The organism is Paenibacillus sp. N22P23, assembly GCF_059383735.1.
Map to the genome: position 1 here is coordinate 211,314 of NZ_JBXENT010000001.1, position 21,643 is coordinate 232,956.

At 46.6% G+C, this 21,643-nt stretch carries 20 protein-coding genes, 3 tRNA genes and 1 pseudogene; all 24 read left to right on the plus strand.

Going from position 1 to position 21,643, the window contains the following annotated elements; translation table 11 throughout:
- Nucleotides 1-12: 12 nt before the first annotated feature.
- Nucleotides 13-744: an orotidine-5'-phosphate decarboxylase gene (gene pyrF, locus AC506A_RS00970; protein ID WP_495460934.1), complete on the plus strand. Its 732-nt coding sequence runs from the start codon at nt 13-15 to the stop codon at nt 742-744.
- Complete coding sequence (gene pyrE, locus AC506A_RS00975; RefSeq protein ID WP_495459152.1) at nt 745-1,392, plus strand: orotate phosphoribosyltransferase; 648 nt, start codon at nt 745-747, stop codon at nt 1,390-1,392.
- Nucleotides 1,393-1,549: 157 nt separating this feature from the next.
- Complete coding sequence (locus tag AC506A_RS00980; RefSeq protein ID WP_495459153.1) at nt 1,550-1,798, plus strand: hypothetical protein; 249 nt, start codon at nt 1,550-1,552, stop codon at nt 1,796-1,798.
- Nucleotides 1,799-2,049: 251 nt separating this feature from the next.
- Nucleotides 2,050-3,045 (plus strand): ABC transporter ATP-binding protein, encoded by a 996-nt coding sequence (locus AC506A_RS00985; RefSeq protein ID WP_495459154.1) that lies wholly within the window; start codon nt 2,050-2,052, stop codon nt 3,043-3,045.
- A 4-nt stretch (nt 3,046-3,049) separates the two neighbouring features.
- Nucleotides 3,050-3,874: an ABC transporter permease gene (locus tag AC506A_RS00990; RefSeq protein ID WP_495459155.1), complete on the plus strand. Its 825-nt coding sequence runs from the start codon at nt 3,050-3,052 to the stop codon at nt 3,872-3,874.
- The gene (locus AC506A_RS00995; protein WP_495459156.1) at nt 3,858-4,697 is read left to right on the plus strand and encodes an ABC transporter permease; all 840 of its coding nucleotides are present in this window, start codon (nt 3,858-3,860) and stop codon (nt 4,695-4,697) included. The genes AC506A_RS00990 and AC506A_RS00995 overlap by 17 nt, the downstream gene beginning before the upstream one ends.
- Nucleotides 4,698-4,840: 143 nt before the next feature.
- Nucleotides 4,841-5,791 carry an ABC transporter ATP-binding protein gene (locus AC506A_RS01000; protein ID WP_495459157.1) on the plus strand — a complete coding sequence of 317 codons (951 nt, stop codon included), beginning with the start codon at nt 4,841-4,843 and terminating at the stop codon, nt 5,789-5,791.
- Nucleotides 5,792-5,794: 3 nt separating this feature from the next.
- Entirely contained in the window at nt 5,795-6,910 is a 1,116-nt protein-coding gene (locus AC506A_RS01005) for an ABC transporter permease (protein WP_495459158.1), read from the plus strand.
- Nucleotides 6,911-7,098: 188 nt separating this feature from the next.
- Entirely contained in the window at nt 7,099-7,863 is a 765-nt protein-coding gene (locus AC506A_RS01010) for an ABC transporter ATP-binding protein (protein ID WP_495459159.1), read from the plus strand.
- Complete coding sequence (locus AC506A_RS01015; protein WP_495459160.1) at nt 7,829-8,902, plus strand: efflux RND transporter periplasmic adaptor subunit; 1,074 nt, start codon at nt 7,829-7,831, stop codon at nt 8,900-8,902. Before AC506A_RS01010 ends, AC506A_RS01015 begins: the two co-directional genes overlap by 35 nt.
- Nucleotides 8,903-8,905: 3 nt before the next feature.
- Complete coding sequence (locus AC506A_RS01020; RefSeq protein WP_495459161.1) at nt 8,906-11,818, plus strand: ABC transporter permease; 2,913 nt, start codon at nt 8,906-8,908, stop codon at nt 11,816-11,818.
- A 6-nt stretch (nt 11,819-11,824) separates the two neighbouring features.
- Nucleotides 11,825-12,712, plus strand: coding sequence for an ABC transporter ATP-binding protein (locus AC506A_RS01025; RefSeq protein ID WP_495459162.1), 888 nt, complete (start codon nt 11,825-11,827; stop codon nt 12,710-12,712).
- Between the two features lie 5 nt (nt 12,713-12,717).
- Nucleotides 12,718-14,259: an ABC transporter substrate-binding protein gene (locus tag AC506A_RS01030; RefSeq protein WP_495459163.1), complete on the plus strand. Its 1,542-nt coding sequence runs from the start codon at nt 12,718-12,720 to the stop codon at nt 14,257-14,259.
- A complete protein-coding gene (locus tag AC506A_RS01035; protein ID WP_495461016.1) occupies nt 14,260-14,562 on the plus strand; it encodes a hypothetical protein in 303 nt (100 codons plus the stop codon).
- Between the two features lie 83 nt (nt 14,563-14,645).
- Nucleotides 14,646-14,722 (plus strand) — tRNA-Met (locus AC506A_RS01040).
- Nucleotides 14,723-14,743: 21 nt separating this feature from the next.
- Nucleotides 14,744-14,820 (plus strand) — tRNA-Ile (locus tag AC506A_RS01045).
- Between the two features lie 18 nt (nt 14,821-14,838).
- Nucleotides 14,839-14,924: transfer RNA gene (locus AC506A_RS01050), tRNA-Leu, on the plus strand.
- Nucleotides 14,925-15,111: 187 nt separating this feature from the next.
- Nucleotides 15,112-16,083: a tyrosine-type recombinase/integrase gene (locus tag AC506A_RS01055; RefSeq protein ID WP_495459164.1), complete on the plus strand. Its 972-nt coding sequence runs from the start codon at nt 15,112-15,114 to the stop codon at nt 16,081-16,083.
- Nucleotides 16,084-16,409: 326 nt separating this feature from the next.
- Complete coding sequence (locus AC506A_RS01060; protein WP_495459165.1) at nt 16,410-16,994, plus strand: helix-turn-helix domain-containing protein; 585 nt, start codon at nt 16,410-16,412, stop codon at nt 16,992-16,994.
- A 906-nt stretch (nt 16,995-17,900) separates the two neighbouring features.
- Nucleotides 17,901-18,026, plus strand: coding sequence for an ATP dependent DNA ligase (locus AC506A_RS01065; protein ID WP_495460935.1), 126 nt, complete (start codon nt 17,901-17,903; stop codon nt 18,024-18,026).
- A gap of 205 nt (nt 18,027-18,231) precedes the next feature.
- Nucleotides 18,232-19,101 carry an HNH endonuclease gene (locus tag AC506A_RS01070; protein ID WP_495459166.1) on the plus strand — a complete coding sequence of 290 codons (870 nt, stop codon included), beginning with the start codon at nt 18,232-18,234 and terminating at the stop codon, nt 19,099-19,101.
- Between the two features lie 62 nt (nt 19,102-19,163).
- Nucleotides 19,164-19,550 carry a (deoxy)nucleoside triphosphate pyrophosphohydrolase gene (locus tag AC506A_RS01075; RefSeq protein WP_495459167.1) on the plus strand — a complete coding sequence of 129 codons (387 nt, stop codon included), beginning with the start codon at nt 19,164-19,166 and terminating at the stop codon, nt 19,548-19,550.
- Nucleotides 19,551-19,872: 322 nt separating this feature from the next.
- The gene (locus AC506A_RS01080; protein ID WP_495459168.1) at nt 19,873-20,631 is read left to right on the plus strand and encodes a stalk domain-containing protein; all 759 of its coding nucleotides are present in this window, start codon (nt 19,873-19,875) and stop codon (nt 20,629-20,631) included.
- A gap of 249 nt (nt 20,632-20,880) precedes the next feature.
- Nucleotides 20,881-21,495: pseudogene (locus tag AC506A_RS01085) on the plus strand (phospholipase D-like domain-containing protein); the annotation flags it as partial.
- Nucleotides 21,496-21,643: the final 148 nt, after the last annotated feature.

Here is a 21,643-nt window from a genome sequence, read left to right on the forward strand (position 1 = left end):
GGCTGCCTAATGATGAAACTTAGCAGAGAAGAAGCGGCTGGCCGTATTATGGTTGCGCTGGATTATCCGGATGCAGCAGCGGCAGAAGCGCTGGTCAACAGCTTAGAAGGTATTCCATGCTACATGAAGGTTGGTATGCAGCTGTTCTACGCGGCTGGTCCAAGCTTCGTAATTGGACTTAAGGAGCGCGGCTATAAAGTGTTCCTGGACTTGAAGATGCATGATATTCCGAACACGGTCAAAGGCGGGGCGAACAGCATCACGAAGCTCGGCGTCGATGTGTTCAATGTGCACGCTGCAGGTGGCTTAGATATGATGAAAGCGGCAATGGAAGGCGTGGAGCAGGCACTCGCGAGTGATGCCACATTGGCGCGTCCTCTCGTCATTGCCGTAACCCAGCTGACAAGTACGAGCAAGCAAGTTCTTAACGATGAAATCGGCATCAACGGCTCCGTTGAAGAAGCTGTCGTTCGTTATGCACAACTGGCTAAACAAGCAGGACTTGGCGGAGTAGTGGCATCACCGCAAGAAGTGCCAACGATTAAAGCGGCGTGCGGAACGGACTTCCGCACGATTACACCTGGTATTCGCCCGGCAGGAGCCGATCTGAATGACCAGTCCCGCATTATGACGCCACGAGAGGCGCTGCAGCAAGGAACCGATTATATGGTGATCGGAAGACCCATTACAGCTGCCGCAAACCCGCGGCTTGCACTGGAATCTATTATTGAGGAGCTGATCTAGTTGACTACACCTGTACTGGAACAATTACCGCGCGAGATTGCCAAAGGACTGCTGCAAATTAATGCCGTAGCCCTTCGTCCGAATGAGCCGTTCACATGGACAAGCGGCATGAAATCACCGATCTATTGCGACAATCGCCTTACGATGTCTTACCCGGAAATTCGCGATCTGATCGCAGAAGGATTTGCGACAGTCATCCGTGAGCAATTCCCGGATTGCGAAGCAGTTGCGGGTATCGCAACCGGCGGCATCCCTCATGCAGCATGGGTTGCGCAGAAGCTGAACCTGCCAATGCTCTATGTGCGCGACAAAGCGAAGGGCCATGGCAAAACGAATCAGATCGAAGGTCACTTCAAGCCGGGGCAAAAGGTTGTCTTGATTGAGGATTTGATCTCGACAGGCGGAAGCTCCTTGAAAGCCGCAGTAGCAGTGCGTGAAGCAGGCTGTGAGGTGCAAGGCGTGGTAGCCATCTTCACCTATCAGTTCCCGAATGCCATCGCAGCATTCGCTGAAGAAGGCATTCCGCTTGCAACTTTGTCGAACTACTCCGCGCTGATCGAGGTTGCGGCTGAGCAAGGAATCGTTCAACAGAGCGATATCGCGCTGCTGCAGTCGTGGCGTGAGAATCCGCAAGCATTCGGCGTATAATATGACTAAATTAGTAGTCCGGAGCAGATGCTCCGGATTATTTTTTTTTATTTACAATTCACTGGGAAGGTTTCATAAATCTCGTAATAGGTTATATTTAGCTAACGCACTTCATAGACTAGCTTATACCAAATAAGAGATTGCGAGGAAGCCAGTGATGAATACCATGTATGAAAGGCTGCTCAGATCAACTGAGGATTTGCTTTATCGTGTGCGCATTTATGATCGAGACTTGACCAGAAGTGAGGAAATCACGCAATTGGACGAAGCCTATGGGTTGATGAGCACAGCTCTGCTCCGTACCCAAGGCTGTGATGATCATAGTATGGAATGTTTTGCCTCACGACTACAGCAAGTAAGACTGCGATTAATCACGATGATGGAGGACCTCCTCCATCCCGCATAAACGGTTTACAAGCTTCCGGAAAAATGTCTTGCCAACCTTTGAAACGGCTGGTAATATGTTACATTAAACGGAAGGGTTTCTAGGGATCCGCACATGGCGAACCGAGCGAAACCGGCAAACGACGATATGTCATGCTACACCGTAGGGATAAAAGACCTTCGGCAAGTTCCGCCTTACAAAGATAAGGCGGTGCTCGCAGGAGGTCTTTTTTGCTTTACCGGAGCACCGTACGAGGGCAGGAGGAGAAATCAATGACGACAGCTGCATTACAGACACATGGATTAAGCAAAAGCTTTGCCGTGAAACGCAAGGATGCCGGACTTTCGGGGAGCATCCGCTCGCTCATTCGGCCGCAATGGGAGGAGAAGGTGGCCGTAAGGCAAATTGATCTGACCGTAGCAAGAGGAGAGCGGGTTGCGTTTCTGGGACCGAACGGAGCAGGCAAATCAACGACGATCAAGATGCTGACAGGTATTCTCCACCCTACCTCCGGTGAAGCGCAAGTACTGGGATTAACGCCATGGCGGGAGCGGACGAAGCTGGCTTTTCGAATTGGCGCCGTATTCGGGCAGAAATCGCAGCTGTGGTACCATTTGCCTCCGATCGATACCTTTGACTTGATCAGTCGGGTCTACGAGCTGAACCGAAGTGACTATCTAGCGAGACGGGCAGATTTAATCGAGCGATTCGAGCTGGGACCTTACCTGAATATTCCTGTTCGTAAGCTCTCGTTAGGGGAGCGGATGCGCTGCGAGATCGCGGTTTCCTTCCTGCACAGGCCGGAGCTGTTGTTTCTGGACGAACCGACGATTGGGCTTGATGTAGTCGTGAAGCAGCGGATTCGCGAGTTGATTCTGGAAGTGAATCGCGAGGAAGGGACGACGGTCTTCCTAACGTCTCACGATGCCGGAGATATGGAGGAGCTATGCTCGCGGGCTGTCGTTATCCATCATGGCGGGATTTTGCTGGATGCACCTGTTGATCGGTTAAAGCGAGAAGTATTGAGCCGCAAAATCATTTCCCTAACCTTGTCGGAACATTACATTGCCGGCATGCTGCCGGATCTTCTAGGCATGGAAATCCTCCGCTCAGAAGGTCGCCGCTTGAAACTTGCTGTGGACTTGAAACAAGTAGGCATTGAATCGGTAGTCAGCGCATTGATGGGTCAGTTCAGGCTGGACGACATGACGGTAGAAGATCCGCCGATGGAAGAGATCATTACGCATATCTATGGGTCGGGAGGGTAGGGCGATGGCCATTCGGAACTTAAACCCGTTATGGGTACGAAGAAGCAAGAAAATAGGAGCCGTTGCTCAAATTACGATGCGGCAGCAATTGGCCTATAAGACGGATTTTATCATGCGGGCTTCGTTTCTGCTGCTTATCCTGTTTGTATTCGTACAGTTGTGGAGTGCTGCCTATGACGGAGACAGCTCCCGTGTCATAAATGGCTATACGCTAAAGCAAATCATTTGGTATTTGGTATTCACAGAGGCGATTACGATGGGGGTGCCAGCCATATGTACAGCCATTGAGAATGAGGTGAAGAGCGGCGATATTGCGATCCGGCTTATCAGACCCATCTCGTACGTTGGCTATCACTATGCCGCTTACCTATCAGAAGCGGTATTCCGATTCTTCGTCCACTTGGCAGTTGGCAGCATGATAGCGTGGACGTTTGTTGGACCGCCGAATTTCGGCCTTGGTTGGGCAGGCCTGTTGTCTCTTACGCTCGGTGCGCTCACGATTGCATTTCTGCTGAACATGGTCGTTGCATTATGCGCCTTCTGGGTGGAAGAGACACGTGGGATGGAGTTTGTGCTGCACAAGCTGCAATTCACCGTAGGCGGCATGCTGCTGCCGCTTGATCTAATGCCGGAATGGCTGCAGCGCATCTGCTCATGGCTGCCATTCCAGGCTATGTTGTATTTTCCGGCAAGAACGGCTGTGAATTATGGGTCTGCCTCTTTACTGCAGCAAGTAGCGATTCAGGCAGCTTGGATAGCTGTGCTGACTTGCTTCACGATCGTGATGTACCGGAGAGGAGTGGCAAAGCTGCATGTCAATGGCGGATAACCTAGAGAAGGAAGATGAGAGAGACCAGGTGCAGACGCCGCTCGGGACGATTCGGTTTCTGCTCACCTGCTGGAAAGTCAACTTAGCATCCACAATGGAATATCGGCTCAGCTTCTTCTTGCTGGCCGGGATGATGTTTATTAACAATTTCATGTGGTTGTTCTTCTGGACTCTGTTCTTCAATCGATTCCAGGTGGTAAACGGTTGGGAGTTATCCGATGTCATGATGCTCTGGGCTGTCGGGGCAGGCGGTTTCGGCTGGGCGAATATGCTCTTCGGCAACTTTCATCGCATCGCTACTGTTGTTTCAAGCGGCCAGCTCGATGTGTATTTATCACAGCCGAAGCCTGTGCTGCTTCATGTATTGGCTAGCCGAATGTCCCTTACCGCTGCAGGAGATTTTCTATTCGGGCTGGCCGTGTATGCTTGGGTCGGCGATCACAGCTTGCTTGGTGCGGTGCAGTTCGGATTGGCTCTGCTTATTAGCGGATTGATATTTATGGGCGTCATGATTATTGCCGGCAGCTTCGCGTTCTTCTTCGGCAATGCCGAAGGGATAGCAGGTCAAGTATTTAACAGCTTTGTGGCACTTTCGACATATCCATCCGGTATCTTTCGCGGTGCGGCGAAGCTGCTCTTGTTTACACTTGTTCCTGCAGGATTCATTAGCTATCTGCCGATCGGTTTGATGCGTGATTTCGATCCGAGCTTCTTCTGGCAGGCGATAGCGATGACGATCGGCCTATTGGCGGCAGGTACGGTGTTATTTCGTATCGGACTCAAACGGTATACCTCAGGCAATGCCATTGCTATGCGCGGCTAGCAAGCAAAGCTAAGCATCGGGTACCACTCACGCTAATCCTTCTCTAGACCGAGATCAATTCCCCCCACAGGCGGTTCTTGCTTCTATTTTCCAGTGCTAAAGTAGGGGGAGAAGACAGCGTGAAGGAAGGGGAATGATGGCTGGTGACAAGGCATGAGGCAGGCGAGACAGTGCTGATCGTCGATGATCTGCGCAAGTCATTCGGAGGTACAGTAGCGGTGGATGGCATTAGTTTTACGGTGCAGAAAGGTGAGGTATTTACAATTATCGGACCCAATGGAGCCGGCAAAACAACGACGCTTGAAATGATTGAAGGGCTGCAGGAGCCAGACCGCGGATCGGTGACCGTACTAGGCATGAATTGGGCGCAGAACAAGTCTCAGATCAAAATGGAAATTGGCGTGCAGCCTCAGACCAATGCATTGTTCGATCTGCTGACGGTGGAGGAGAACCTCGAAACGTTCGCTTCCTTCTACAATAGGCGGCGGCCGACAGATGAAATATTGGGCTATATCAACTTGGCGGAGCATCGAAATAAACGGGTAAAGGCGCTCTCCGGCGGTCAGAAGCAGCGGCTTGCAATTGGACTTGCGATGATTAGCGATCCAGATCTGATCTTCCTGGATGAACCGACAACAGGGCTCGATCCACAAGCAAGGCGCAACATTTGGGACATCGTGCTGAAGCTCAAAGCTATTGGCAAAACCACGATTCTTACGACGCATTACATGGAGGAAGCAGACAAACTGAGCGATCGCGTATGCATCGTGGATCAAGGGCGAATCGTTGCACTCGATACGCCAAAAGCCTTAATCGGACGCCTGACGAAGGAGCGTGAGATTCATCTTACGTTTACCGGAGGGGATGAGCACGCATCGCTGGCGGAGCATATTGCATTAGGCAATACTGCCGTTACGCGTGTGAGACGAAGCGGTGATCATCTGGTCGTTTGGTCGCTGCAACCGGAGGAAACGCTGTATCAATTGTTTGGCTTTACCTCCCAGCAAGGCATTGAGGTTGAACAGGTATCCATTCGCGAAATGAGCCTGGAGGACGTCTTCATTGCGTTCACAGGCAAAGAATGGAGGGACTGAGCCATGAACCGAAACAGATGGAATCAATTCAAGAAGCTGTTTAGTGCACAGTTTAAAACAACGTTCCGTGATAAGAATGTATGGTTCTGGTCGATTTTCTACCCTGTTCTTCTGCTAGTTATCTTTATCATGATATTCGGCGGCAGTTCGAGCAGCAGTTTCTCGGCAAAGCTTGCACTCGTTGAACCCTCTTCCAATACTTTAGCGGAGGATCTGCGCACCGGGTTGAAGCAGATTGACGTATTCGAGTATAAGTCAGAAACGCCGGTAAGTCGTGAGAAGGCGGAGGAGTGGCTGAAGGATCGTGATGTGGATGCGGTTATTGTGTTGCCACAGTCGGCAGAGGCCTCCTCGCTTGAGCTGCTGCTGAATAAGGAGAAGCAGAACTCTCCTTCATCGCAGGCGATACAAAGTATTCTAAACAATATCGTGCTGCAGATGAATAGTGCCGCTTCCGGTGTTGCCCCTGCATTTACCCTGAAGACGGATTTCGTATCCGCAGGCAGTGAGGAACTGAAATATACAGACTTCCTGCTCACCGGATTAATTGCTCTTGCGATCTCGCAAGCCGGCTTGTTCGGCATGGTATCCATGGTAGAGATGCGGCGCAATGGTTTGCTTAAGAGACTGATTCTGACGCCGGCGAGTATGGGACTGTTCGGAATGGGCGGCATCGCGGTACGATTTATCCTTAGTGCGATTCAGATCGTCCTCCTAACGCTGATCGGCGTTCTCGCATTCGGTGCACATATCAATATGAATGTGCCTGCATTCTTGATTGTTTTCCTTGTCGGAACGTTGTCTTTTGCAGGAGTCGGATTTATGCTCGCAGGGTTTAGCAAGACGATGGAAAGTTATTTCGGCATGGCGAATTTAACCAGCTTCATCATGATGTTCATTAGCGGTGTTTTCTTCGATATTAACGTACTGCCCAGCTATATTAAACCGCTCGCGAACGTCATGCCGCTGACTTATTTCGCAAACGGGATACGCGACAGCATGGTGTATGATATCAGCGTGCTGCATGCCACATTCTGGGTAAATATCGCAATTATGCTGGCATGGGGCCTTGTCTCGGTCATCATCGGTTCGAAATTTTACAATTGGAAGCAGCCATAATGTGTTAGTCTTAAGAGAGAGCTTCTGCGCCTTTAAGCGGATCATGTCCGTTTATGCGGCTCAGAAGCTTTTTTAGCAAATATTTAACGAAATTGGTAGTTGTGCGCGTAACTTTTTGATCGCTTGCTCCGTCTAATCGTTATTGAGATTAAAGTTTTTTAATAGGAAGGGGGGTCTCTGCAGCCGCGATGGGATGGTGGAGAAGCAAACAAGCAACAAAGGAAGCTGTAGAATCCGACGCAACAAGGGAAACTGATGCTCCGTACATACCAACAATCGAGACCAAACCGCTTCTCACCGTAGAGTCGGTTGAACGCACATTCCAGGTAGGCGGACAGCCGCTTCATGTGTTGAAAGGGATTGCGATGGAGCTAAGACCAAGGCAGCTCGTGATGCTCCGCGGGCGTTCCGGCTCCGGTAAAACAACGCTGCTCAACATGATCGGCGGGCTCGATCAACCAACGAAGGGCCATATTTTCTTTCAAGATTTGCCCTTCCATAGCATGAATGATGATGAACGTACGAAGGTACGGCGCAAGCACATGGGGTTTATTTTTCAGGCGTATGCCTTAATGCCGCTCTTATCTGCTTATGAGAATGTGGAGCTGTCGCTCCGTATGGCGGGAATCCCGTCTCAAGATTGGAAGAAGCGCGTCGAGCATTGCTTGGATCTTGTCGGTCTGTCCAAAAGGATGCATCATCGTCCGTTCGAGCTGTCTGGCGGCGAACAACAGCGTGTTGCGATCGCGAAGGCCATCGCACATCGTCCGAGTATGCTTCTTGCTGACGAGCCGACGGCTGAGCTTGATTCGCAAATGTCCGCACAAATTATGTCGGTATTCCAGACCATTATTCGCACCGAGCAAGTAACAATCTGTATGACAACGCACGATCCCACGATTCTGGAGGTTGCCGATCATGTTTACGAAATGGTTGACGGGAAGTTCATTTAAGACTGCTGCTGTTGTAGTTCTTGGAGCTTCTCTTATTCTCACGAGCGGATGCTCATTGCTGCCTAACGAAGATAACGAAGAAGCTTTGCCTGCCATTGCGCCGCCGCAAATTTCGAAGAAGCCGGAGTACGAGGTGACGACCGCTACACTCGAAACGAAGAAGACGGGAATCGGGAAGCTGATTTCGCTTCAGGAAGAAACGCTGTATTTTACACTCGACGGCAAACGTTTGAAGGAACTTCATATTAAAGTCGGCCAGAAAGTAACTGCAGGCCAAGTGATTGGTTCCCTCGATGTGGACGATATGAAGAAGCTATTGCGCTCCGATAAGCTGCAATTCTCAAGAGATGAGCTTCAAATGAAAGAAACACTGCGCAAGAAGGATGAGATGGATCCGGTAGAGTTTGAGCTTGCCAAAATCACCTTCGAGGAGAAACGTCAGAAGCTGGTAGAATCGCAGACGGAGATTGATAAAGCGATTCTGAAAGCGCCGTTCAGCGGCACAGTGGTATCGCTTAACGTCATGAAAGGCGATTTGATTAAAGCCTACGATCCGATATGTATTATCGCGGATACAGGGCAGTTGACCGCAGCTGCGAAAATGACAGCCGATGAGCTTGAAGGCGTATCCGTTGGCATGCCGGTCAACGTTGAAATCAACAGTGCCGGTCAGTTTAAGGGCAAGATTGCTCAGCTTCCGATTCAGAAGGATGACGGCGGCAATGGCGGTGGTGAAGGCGGTGGCCAAGGCGGCAACAAACCGGAGCGACCGGAAGATTTTCTGACCGTGAAGCTTGATAAGATGCCTGCAGGTGTCACACGCGGAACGCCGCTGTCGATCTCAATTATTATGAACCGCAAAGAAAATGCAATCGTTATTCCGCCATCCGCATTGCGTTCAATCGGGTCACGTACTTACGTGCAAGTCATTGATGAGGACGGCAAACGCGAGGTGGATGTTGAAGTAGGGCAGCAATCGGCAACGCAAGTTGAAATCCTCAAAGGATTGACACCGGGGCAGAAAGTCGTAGGTCGATAAGCTATGGGGATGCCGCTATTTCGCTTTCTGCTTCGCAAAATGTGGAACACGCGATGGATGACGCTCAGCTCGTTGGCCGGCTTGATCATTGCCGTCGCCTTTGCGACCAGTATTCCGATGTATGCGGATGGAGCGCTGAAGCGGGTTGTGGCACAATCGCTTAAGGATGAGAGCAGCGGTCTGCCGGCGGGATCGCTTCTCATGCGTTACCAGGAAACGACTGGCAAGACGGATCTGAATGCATTGACCGAGGTGTCCCGTTTTATCCGGGAGGATGTTCCGAATGAAATAGGGTTTCCAATCGGTACGTATGTGCAAAGTCTAGCCATTCGAACAGCGGAGCTGACGCCGGAGGATCCAACGACCGTCGATGCGAGCCGTGTTCGTCAGATGGGACTTACGTCGATGAGCGGCCTCGATAAGAAAACAGAGCTGACGCAAGGGCGCTGGTTCACGGATGCTGTCGGTGATGACGATACGATTGAAGCCGTCATGCTGGAAGAGGCGATGTACCGCAGTGACGTTCATATCGGCGATGTGTTTGAATACCCGATCTACAGCGGATTGAATCTGACGCTTCGCGTTAAGATTGTCGGGGCGTTTAAGCCGCTGAGCGATACGGATCCGTATTGGTACCAAGGGCTAGAGGGCTTGATGAGCTCGCTGCAAATCGGCGAGAACGCCTTTCAGAAAGGGCTTATGAAGGATCGGAAGATTCCGGTTCATACGGCCAACTGGTATTATGCTTACGATTTGAAGGATATAAAGACAAGTGAATTGTCGCCGCTTAATCATACGCTTGAACGGTTGAACATTGAGCTGTACCAGCGTCTGAAGGATACGAGAGTGGAGATCTCATTCGCGAAGCTGCTGAATGAGTTCCGCAAACAGAGTCTCCAGCTGCAACTGCTGCTCTTCACACTGGCCGCGCCGATGCTGGCTATGGTGTTCTACTTTATTGCGATGAATGCGAGACAATCGCTCGATAAGCAGCGCAGTGACATTGCCGTGCTTCGCAGCCGGGGAGCGGGGACGAGGCAGATCATCGGCATTTATATGCTGGAAGGACTGCTGCTCGGAATAATCGCCCTTATCATAGGACCGTTAATCGGTTGGTTTATGGCGAAGAGTATCGGCTCGGCTAATGGGTTCCTGGAATTCGTGAATCGGAAATCGATCCCGATTGGCTTCGGGACCGAGTCGATCATCGCAGGTGTTGGCTCAGTGGTGCTTGCCCTTCTTGCAACAATCATCCCTGCGGTTATTTATGCTCGGGCATCGATTGTCGACTACAAGAAACAGATAGCGCGCTCTGATCGCAAACCGCTCTGGCAGAGATGGTATGGCGATGTGCTCCTGCTTGGTATAGCAGCGTATGGCTGGTACTTATTCAATGAACGCCAGATGATTTCGTTTAAGAGTAAAATGACGACAGATCAGCTCAATGTGCAGCCGTTTCTATTCTTTGTTCCGGCGCTCGCAATCTTCGCAATGGGGTTGTTCTTCCTTCGTGTTTTCCCGTGGCTGCTGAAGCTGTTTAATTGGATCGGCCGGAAGGTGCTTCCGGTGCCGCTCTACTTGACGCTGACTCAGCTGTCGAGATCGTCGAAGGGGTATTATCCACTGATGATTTTGCTTATCTTGACGCTTGGATTAGGGGTTTACAATGCTTCCGCTGCTCGAACGATCGACCTGAACTCAACAGAGCGGACGCTCTATAAATTCGGAACAGACGTTGTCATGCAGACCGTATGGGAAGGAACCGCCGAAGTAATTGACAACGGAGGCGGGGATACCGGAGGTGGCGGACAAGGCGGCGGAGAAGGATCCGGCGGCGGCAGTGGTGGTGGAGGCAATGGAGGCGGAAGTGGTGGAGGTGGCGGCGGCAACGGCGGCGGCTCGGCAGTACCGACTCGTATTAACTACTCCGAGCCGCCATTCGAAGTATTTCGTAAATTGGATGGCGTAGAGGCTGCGGCACGTGTGCTGCAGACCAAAGCTAATATCGTCGTTTCGGGACGATCGGCCGGACAAGGAACTGTTATGGGGATCGACAATGTCGATTTTTCCAAAGTTGCATGGTTCCGCAATGATCTGTATCCGTCACATCCGTTCCTTTATCTTAAGTATTTGGGGCTCTATGAACAAGCTGCTATTATTCCGTCCAACGTGGCAGAGAAGTATCAGTTGAAGCTCGGTGATACGATTTCTGCTGGCTTGCAGGAAGGGATGATTGATTTCGTCGTCGTCGGGATCGTTCCGTACTGGCCGAGTCAATATCCGGATGCATCACCGTTCATTATCGCGAATCTCGATTATATCTACGACCAAGTGCCGATCATTCCTTACGATGTGTGGCTGAAAATGAAACCAGGTGCGCTTACAGCTCCAATTATGAAGCAGCTGCAGGATGAGGGCATCGAGCTTGCGAATGTTCAGGACGTTCGGATCGAGCTGGCCGTGCAATCGAAACATCCGACACGCGGCGGGGTATTCGGCATTCTAAGTCTCGGCTTCCTCGTTTCCATTATCGTGTCGCTAACCGGCTATATTCTGTTCTGGTTCTTTAATCTATCGGGCCGGATCGTACAATTTGGTGTACTTCGCGCGATGGGACTTTCCAGGAAGCAATTAACCGGTATGCTGCTTCTTGAGCAGGTGTTTACTGCAGGGCTCTCTATCGGGCTCGGTATCCTAATCGGCAAAATTGCGAGTTTGCTGTTCTTGCCTTTCCTGCAGACGACCGACAATGTCGCGAACTCTGTACCGCCATTTAGGGTCGTGTTTGACTCCAAGGATACGACGCAGCTCTACATCGTAGTCGGATGCATGATGCTGATGGGTGCAGCGCTTCTGCTCATTCATATCCGCAGATTACGCGTACATCAAGCCGTTAAGATGGGAGAGGAGCGTTAAGACCTCATGATTACTTGCGAGGGACTCGTTAAAATTTACAAATCAGATGATCTTGAGGTCGTTGCCCTGCAAGGGCTGAACCTTCACGTCCGTGAAGGAGAAATGATGGCGATTATCGGTAACAGCGGCAGCGGGAAATCGACGCTGCTCAATATACTGGGCGGTCTTGACCGCCCTTCGGCAGGCCAAGTGAGCGTAGGACCTTGGGATTTGCTCAAGATTACCGATGAGCAGCTCGTCTCCTATAAACGCGACACCGTCGGTTTCATCTGGCAGAGTAATGCGCGTAATCTGCTCCCGTATTTAACGGCGCTAGAGAACGTGGAGATGCCGATGATGCTGTCTTCCAAATTAGATCGCGCTTATGCGAAGCAGCTGCTGGAGTGGGTGGGGCTGAAGGAACGTATGCACAACAAGCTTCACCAGCTCTCAGGCGGTGAGCAGCAGCGGGTTGCGATCGCCATTTCGCTGTCAAACCGTCCGAAGCTGCTGCTTGCCGATGAGCCGACAGGTTCTGTCGATACGCGTACGTCTGATCTCATCATGGATATCTTCCGCAGGCTTAACCGCGAAATCGGCATTACGATCGTTATCGTAACACATGACTTGTCGCTCGCCGGTAAGGTCGATCGCGTCGTGGCCATTCGGGATGGACTAACCAGCACCGAATTCATAAAGCGAAATCCGAATTTGGACGATAGAGAGCAGTTAGGCGCACACTCCGGTCTCGGGGGCGATCAAGCCATTCATGAAGAATATGTCGTCGTAGACCGGGTGGGCAGGCTTCAAATTCCGAAATCTTATTTAACCGCCTTACAAATTACAGATAAAGCATCAATGGAATTTGACGGTGAACGGATCATTATATCACCGCCTAAATCACTGGAGGGGTAGAACCAATGGAGAAGAGAGTTACACGTTCACGGGGAAAACTAATCATGAGGACTTCTGCTTTAGCGGTATCAGCGGGACTGCTAGTGTCAAGTCTTGCAGCTTGCAGTAAAGGTGACAGCGGCAACGAAGCAGAGCGCCATGTGCTGAGAATCGGCTTCATGTATTCCAATTCCGATAATGAGCCCTATCTGCGTCAACAGTTCACGGATGGTTATGAGTTAACACATCCGAATATCGACATCGAAATCGCGGCTGCTATCAATTACGACGACCAGCGTTTCGAAGAGCCCGATCCGAATAAGAAGCAGCCAGATCCATACGAGAAGCTCAAAGAGATGATCAACGGCAAAAACCCGGTCGATGTCGTCGTTCTGGAATCCTCCTATCTGAAGCGTCTTGTCGAGGACAATCTGCTTAAACAGCTGGATCCGCTTATTCAAGAAAGCGAATTCGATATCGAGGATTTCGTACCGACTGTTATTGACGGCATCAAGGATGCAGGAGGCGGCAGCCTCTATGCGCTTACGCCGACCTTCAACTCTTCGGCCCTCTACTATAACAAGAAGCTATTTACCGATGCCGGCGTAACTCCGCCGACAGACGGTATGTCCTGGACGGACATCTTTACGAAAGCGAAACAGGTAGCTAAGGGCGAAGGCGCTGAGCGTAAATTCGGCTTCTCGTTCAATCGTTGGAGCGGAGACCCGTTCTGGGATTCGCAAACCTACGCGGCACCGCTGCAGCTTAAGATGTTTGACAATAAAGCGGAGAAGATGACCGTGGATACGCCGCAATGGCGCAAAGTGTGGAGTGAAGTAGCCGGTCTCTATCAAGAAAAAATCGTTCCTACCCAAGAAGATATGAATAACGGCGGCGGAGGCGGTATTGCCAGAGACGAGAAAGCTGTCTTCAACCCGTTCCAAAACGATCTGTTTATCAGCGGCCGTATCGCCATGATGATTGGCGGATATGACTACGTGAATGAGCTGTCCAGAGCGAAAGATTATTCCGCTAAGAACCCTAAGATCCCATCCGTGGATTGGGATGTCGTTACGATCCCGACGTTCGAAGAAGCACCGGGCATTGGCGGCAATATCTACTTGAACAATCTGATGGCGATTAGTGCCAATGCACAAAATAGCGACGATGCTTGGGACTTCATCCAATTCAACAACAGCAAGGAATGGGCGAAGCTGAAATCCCGCAGCACGTACGAAATGGTAGCGCGCAAATCGTTCCTAAAGCCGAAGGATGGCATGAGCTATAACATCGAGGCATTCTACTCCCTTAAACCGGTACCGCCGCAGGATATTGCGTTAGAGAAGCTCTATCGTGATATGCCGAATCTGTATCAGGTTCAGCAGTTTGCACAGCCGCTCTTCCAGGAAGTCATTCAGAAGAAGAAATCCGTCGAAGAAGCGCTTAAGGAATGGCAGACCAAAGGGGATGCTATGCTGCAGAAGATCAAGGACAATCCGAATGGTCCGCTCGAGCCGGTTGAGGGCGGAGGCGGCGTAGGCATTGATGTTTACGGTGGTAAAGGCTAAATGAAAATGTGGAACCGCATTGGCGCAGTTAGCGTCAATGCGGTTTTTTTTGCTTTCGTGCAGCCGTGCGCGACCAATGCTTGTTTTTTCCGAAAATGGGGTATTCTAAGCGAAACGGCGAAGAAGGGAGTAAGTGACATGAAGTGGGTGTATTGGGGACGTCTGTATGAAACCAAATTTCAAGCCGGATGTCTGGTTAGACGGATGGAAAACGACTGGTGGGTATATGGGTACGAATGTCCGCAAGAAATTGAAGTATTTCGCTCGCGGAAAGGGAGATTTGGCGTTCGATTCCTCCCATAACAAATTATGCTTGACTTAATCATGCATCATATAGTATATTATTTCTTGTCGCCATTGATTGATTTGTAGTGAATGTGTGTTATCGCGGGGTGGAGCAGCTCGGTAGCTCGTCGGGCTCATAACCCGAAGGCCGCAGGTTCAAATCCTGCCCCCGCAACCAACCTTTCGATTATTATCGTAAGGGCCCTTAGCTCAGTTGGTTAGAGCGGTCGGCTCATAACCGATTGGTCGGGGGTTCGAGTCCCTCAGGGCCCACCATTCCACAATCATGAACATGCCGGGGTGGCGGAACTGGCAGACGCACAGGACTTAAAATCCTGCGGTGGGTGACCACCGTACGGGTTCGATTCCCGTCCTCGGCATCCTTAATATCAACGTTTAATCCGCTTATACCAACGTCGAGTCAGACGTTAGTGTGGCGGATTTTTTCGTATTATTGCGCCGCGCTTTATTCACAATCCTGTGCGAATGGACTATCCTGAACGCACCTCATAACCGCGCTTTATTCGTTTTTTAACGACAATTACGCGGAGGAGAGGTGTTTTTTTTATGCAAAGAAATCATCCAGTAAGACGAAAGAATACGATTGCTGCGGTAAGTGAAGGAAGAACACAATTAGCCGCTGAATCAACAGATTTGGATGTCGCTATATCGACCTTTTTACGTCATTGCCGAATCAAGAATCTGACTGGGCTTACTATCAAATATTACGAAGACGTTCTTGGAATGTTTAAACGATTAATTGAAGATAAAGAAATTCGTGGCCCAATTGAAGTAACTCAGGTGATTATTGAGGAGTGTATCCTTGCAAAAAGAAGTGAGGGTGTTGTTGACGCTACAATCAATAAATATTTGAGAGGCTGGCGTGCATTTTTTAACTATTTGAATATGGAAGGCTATATAACGGAGAATCCTTTTGAGCGTATATCAAATATAAAATCCGAGCGGAGGATAATCGAAACCTTTTCTAAACCACAGATGAGGAATTTACTCGATGCACCCAATAAGCAGACCTTTACCGGTTACAGGGACTATGTCATGATGTTATGCCTGTTTGAATGCGGCTGTCGGGCAAGCGAACTTGTTTCGATTCAAATTCCGCATATCAACTGGAAAGAAAGGCTAATACGCGTTTATGGTAAAGGTCGGAAGGAGAGGTACGTTCCTTTTCAAGCAACGTTGGATAAGCATTTAAAAGAGTACATCGCTATACGCGGTTTACTTGAACATGATTATTTGTTCGTCAATATTGACAATAGTCCAATGAAAAAGCGAACTATGCAAGAGAATATACAGAATTTCGGAGTTATAGCTGGATTAAAAGGCGTTCGAGTATCTCCACATACATTTCGCCATACGATGGCAAAGATGTACATAATGGCAGGTGGAGATATTTTTTCGCTTCAAAGAATATTAGGACATACAAGCCTTGATATGGTTCGTGTCTATGTGAATTTGTTTGGTACAGATATAGCGAAGCAACATGCTAAATTCTCACCGCTCGAACGATTAAATGACTAACAACAAAACATGGCACGCGAATATTTAGCAATTGTAACAAGCGCAATTGACAGCTCCGGCAGTGTAAAAAACAGCCTAGGGAAGTTCATCGTAACTTCATACGCACCTAATGACGACTACATACCTCGTACCACTCGACTAATCCTTAGTCGCAATCGAGTAAGTTCGATTACTCTTGATGCATAAAACGGACCGAATCACGATTTGGTAATACAAATGTAAGAAAAACAAATATGTACTAACAATAACTCTTCCATAAAAGTAATATAACGTGCTACAATAATGAAAATTATGATACATTTAGTATCAACAGGGAGGGCGAACCTGTGTCACACGATGTGTTTTATAAAGTAGAAGTAAGTCCCATTCAGGATAACATTATTTCGGAAATAGGAGTGACTAATTGGGCTGTTCTCACCTGCATTGCATCATATATGGATGCCGAAGGCATTTGTTATCCTACGCAAGAGCGTATAGCCAAAAATATCGGGGTATCGAGGACGACGGCAAACAAGTATGTTAATCAACTACTTGAAGTGAGGATAAACGGAGAACCGATACTGAAAAGAGTTAAAGTAAGAAACCCGAGGGTAAGCCCTAACGAATGTTCGATTTATACGGTGAATCAACAAATTACAGGGATTTCGATTTTTAGCTCTCAGGAAAAGTTGAGGACGCTGCCATACCAAGAGTATTTGAACACACCACACTGGAGAAAGTTAAGGAAGAAGGTTTTGGCCAAGTGTAAATATAAATGTAGTGTCTGCGGCAAGAAGGACGATTTAGACGTTCATCATAATACATATGACAGGATTGGAAAAGAAGAAGAATCAGATTTAATTGCACTATGTAGAGATTGTCATAGTTTATATCATTCGAATGGAAAGCTTCCCAAAGTTCTTGAACAATAATGTGAACACGATACTTTGAACAGTAGTCTATTTCACAAAAAAAGGCTTCTCTCTGGAAGCGTCATTGGTATTATCCTCTTAAGGTAGAAAGTGAAAATAAGTTCATGCTATGCTTAATACTGTTGACTGGCACTTAAAGGAATAATTTAGTACCTTCAACAGAGAATTCGAGAAATGTACTTCAAGCTTGGACTTTTTTAAAAGGTAGCATCAAAATACTCATAGATGCAATAGATCAAACACCGCCCATCAAATAGGTAGGCGGTTTTCTTTTGCTCGGTTACAGAGAAAATGATTAGTTCATTTGACATAATGAAATACAAAAAGCCCGAGAAAGAAGCTATACCGGTGTTGGATGGTTTCCCAGTCATCTCATATAAAATGTCGAGTCCTTCCATGATAAGCTTATACATAGGGGGACTTTGCACATGCTCAATACGATTATCAAGTCAATGTAACTTCAGGCTTCTTCAAAAGTAGTTCCGCATAAGATCGTTTTCACCCAAAGAAGCCTGATACTGTTCTCAGACTTGCTGAACAATATCAAGCTCATTTAGCCATTTGGGACATGATTTTTCACAATTGGGAACCTTTGTGAAAAACGAGTCTTCTGGAGTGTCTGGAATGGCTTCAGAGAGTTGTAATACCACTTCCTGTATCCTTAACATCTACGTATGAAGAAGGTCAGAGTCTGTTCCAGAAGGCTAAAGAACTTGGTCATAGAAGGTATTGTTTCGATGAATGCAGATTAAAACGAAGAACTACCGATATGGTGAGTTTTTGCTTTTCAGGTAAACGCAAGAAAGTGTTTAGGTGGAGCTTATCTGACAGAGGTAAGCATGTAGGGGTAATTGAGTTCCCCCACCTTCAGATGTTCTGAAAGCATTTGGAGCAGTTGCGACACAGATTGTTAAAGGGGAGAGTAAGGATTGGGTTTATCTTGAGCCAGTTCTGACTTGCAAAGTGAAATTTCAATGTTTCACGAAAGATGGGAAGCTACGTCATCCATCGTTCGAATCATTTGTCATTTGAAGCTGTAGAGATACGGCTATTTTGTTTATTCATTTTTTGAGGTGTAGGTACTTGGAGAAGGGTATTTACTTACTCCTTCAAAACTATTATGTGGTACAATTTTGTTATTAATTTGTCGATGATTTTAGTGTCAATGAAAAGATAGACTACCCGAATACAATATTGAACCATTGAAAATTATTAAAAATGGAAGGAAGAAAAATCAGTGGCTACTAGTGATTTAAAGTCATTATTTTTTAATTTGCCAGTTATTGATTATAACGAAGTAAGGAACCGCGGGCATAAACAGCAAATGGGTATATTTAAGCCCAAAAATACAATTCATGCTTTCAGCATAATTACGAATGTTGGTGAATCGCAGCCGAATTATGAAGATAATCTTTCAGATGATCTTGTTCTTACATATCATGGACGAGGGAAAGAAAAAGATCAAACCTTAGACGATTATGATAATAAAGCCCTTTTTCTTAATTTTAGAGACCAGGTTCCAGTGCATGTTTTTGCTGGGGGGGGAAATATTTATCGTGATTGGGGTAAGTGGATAATCACTGATTTTGGTACGGAGTTAGGGACTGATGGGTTTATTAAACTTGTTTACAAGATGGAACTATATGAGCAAGCAGCAGAATTAAATATCTCAAACGTAAGTGTTAGTAATCAAATCAACAGAGTGGCTGAAAAGAAAATGTCTCAAGTAGCAAGACAAGTACGTTATGCCCCCGAGCTGCGACAACTTAAGAAATCATATAATTATAAGTGTCAAGTAAATAACTCTCATGACGTTTTAGGAAGAACGGGGGCAAAAGTTGTGGTTCACCACTTGTTTCCAGTTGGCGAAGGTGGACCATTAGTGACTGAAAATCATAGTAATGAAATCGTTTTGTGTCCAAACTGCCATTCTTTATTTGATGATGGGTCAATTTATATTGATTGGAAAGATGGGCAAACATTACACCATTGGAATCGAGCTGTGGAGTATGAAGGTAGTAAAATTACACTAAATCCCGGTCATGTGCTTGATCGATTACTACTTGAAAAAGCGTATAACCTTCATTGGAAGAAATCAAAGAAATAGTAACATCGTGAATTATCTAATAAATACGATAAGTAAATTTATATAATGATATGGGGTTTGAGATGAAAAAGGTTACAGCAGCGCTTCTGATTCATGAAGGCAAGATTTTGATCGCACAGCGTTCTTCAACCGACAAGCTGGCTGGTAAATGGGAGTTTCCAGGTGGCAAAATCGAAGAAGGTGAAACACCAGAAGAATGTTTAGTTAGAGAGATGGAGGAAGAATTCAAAATCGCCATCAGAGTGGACGACTTCTATAAGGAATCAATATATCATTACGAACATGGATCAATTCAATTGTTAGCATATTGGTGTACGTGGACTGGTGGTGTTATAACACTTACGGTACATGATGAATACATGTGGGTTTCACTAGAAGATATGCAGAGGTTTGAGTTTGCACCTGCGGATATTCCAATCGTAAATACACTTATTTCAGAGGGGCATTAAATTAGAGACGAAAATATATGGGCAGGAAAGATAGTAAGACTAAAGGCACATCCAAGCTGTTGTGCTTTTTATTTTTTGAAAAGTTGATGATCCCATTCAGAACGAGCTATATAGCGAGAAGTAATACAAATCTAAAGGATATGAAGGTGACCTAGTTCTTTTCATGATGAAAAAATTTATACTTTAGAATCATATCGACATTATTTTGTGTCTATTTATGCGGTTTTTACTAGACCAATAGACATAGGTGATGTTAATATTTTCATTGAAAATATCTGCAAATAGTAAAATATCCCAAAAATATCCGAAGGAGTTTCCATTAATGAGAAAAATCATTCTAGGTATCGCAATCGGAGCAGCTCTCACTTTTGCAGGTCAAGCATTTGCAGATCAGATTCAGCACATCATCAATCCTGTTACATATCCTATCTTTGTTAATGGGAAGGAATATAAAAGTACGGATGCTAAACCACTCAACATTGATGGGAACACTTATTTGCCATTGAAAGCTATAGCAGCAGCATTAGGTAAGCCTGTAAAATGGAACAAACAATTGAAGCGAGTAGAAATTGGTGATGCGAATGCACAGCAAAGTATTGGTTATGCGAATGCACAGCAAAGTTACAAGTCACTATCAGATTATAAACCTATAGTGAAAATCAAAGGGAATTTATATGAATGTTATGTAGGAGTATTCCAACCTTTCGAGCAGTCTCCTGATGGTAAGTTGTTTGTACATTTTGAAACGGGAATCCCTTATTTAGAAGAGTTACTAGGTATAGCCCTAAATGATTACAAAATAAATCTATCGGATAATCCCTATGTTAAAGGTTCTATTGAATCTTATGATGATAGCAGATATGTTACCTACAAAACCGTGTATACAAATGTAAACCATAATAATTATGAGACTATTTTCCATAATGCCGATAATTCGAAAGTATATACTATATCAATTGATGAATCCGATCTCATCAATATACACCATGTACCGATGGATGATTTTTTCAATAAGTTAGGAATCAAACATACTATTGAAATTGATGATACGAATAAGGTGATAACTATTTCATTCGATTAGACGCACAGACGAAGTAAAGATAATTCTAAGTCCATGAAAGAGTTGTTCTAATGGAGTGGTGGAGTGATTCGCATATACTTGACTTCAATTGTTTAAAGAAATTGGAATAATACTCTTATTGAGATAGGATGAAATATATAGATGCGCTTATTAAAAATACTTTCAGTTATTACACTGTCTGCAACTCTACTCTGTGGAGTAACTTATGCAGCAAGCACTTCTTCCACTAAGGGTGCAGACCTAGAATAGGCATTTACTCAAGCGGATCAGAAACCAGAAAAACTGCTCATTAACGTAATCGATTCGGCTAAATCGACATTAGATATTGCTATCTATAGTCTTACGAAGCCTGATATTGTTGATGCAATCAGAAAGGCAAAGAAGCGCGGAGTGAACGTTCGAATTATTACCGATAAAATTCAATCATCTGGCAAGAGTCAGGCAGAAGCTTTAAAAATACTTGGTAGTGCAGGTATTCCGGTTAAGATCAATACTCATAGCGGATTAATGCATCTTAAAGTGACAATTGCTGATAGGAAGATGGCTACTACAGGTTCATTTAACTATTCTCAAGCTGCATCAACTACAAATGATGAGGTACTAATGGTAATTCGAAATGCTGATGTGGCTAAATCCTTTACGGTGGAGTTTGATGCAATGTGGAAGGATACAAAAGGTTATACATCTATTTCAGCTAAAATTGCTCAATCTGGTGCTTCACAGACTCAACCAAGTAACAATTCAAATGTAACTTACGCCAATTGTTCTGCTGTCAGAGCAGCTGGAAAAGCACCACTACATAAAGGTGACCCTGGTTACAGTACGAAGCTGGATCGTGATGGCGATGGAGTAGCTTGCGAATAATAATAATAATAATAATAATAATAATAATAATTCAATTTTTTGCGTTGGGGATCAGCGGAAATCTGATGCAATCTATATTGAAAGTGGCATTTCAATTAGCATAAAATAACCAGGCATTTCTGTATGGGAGCTTATCCTCTTGAAGCAG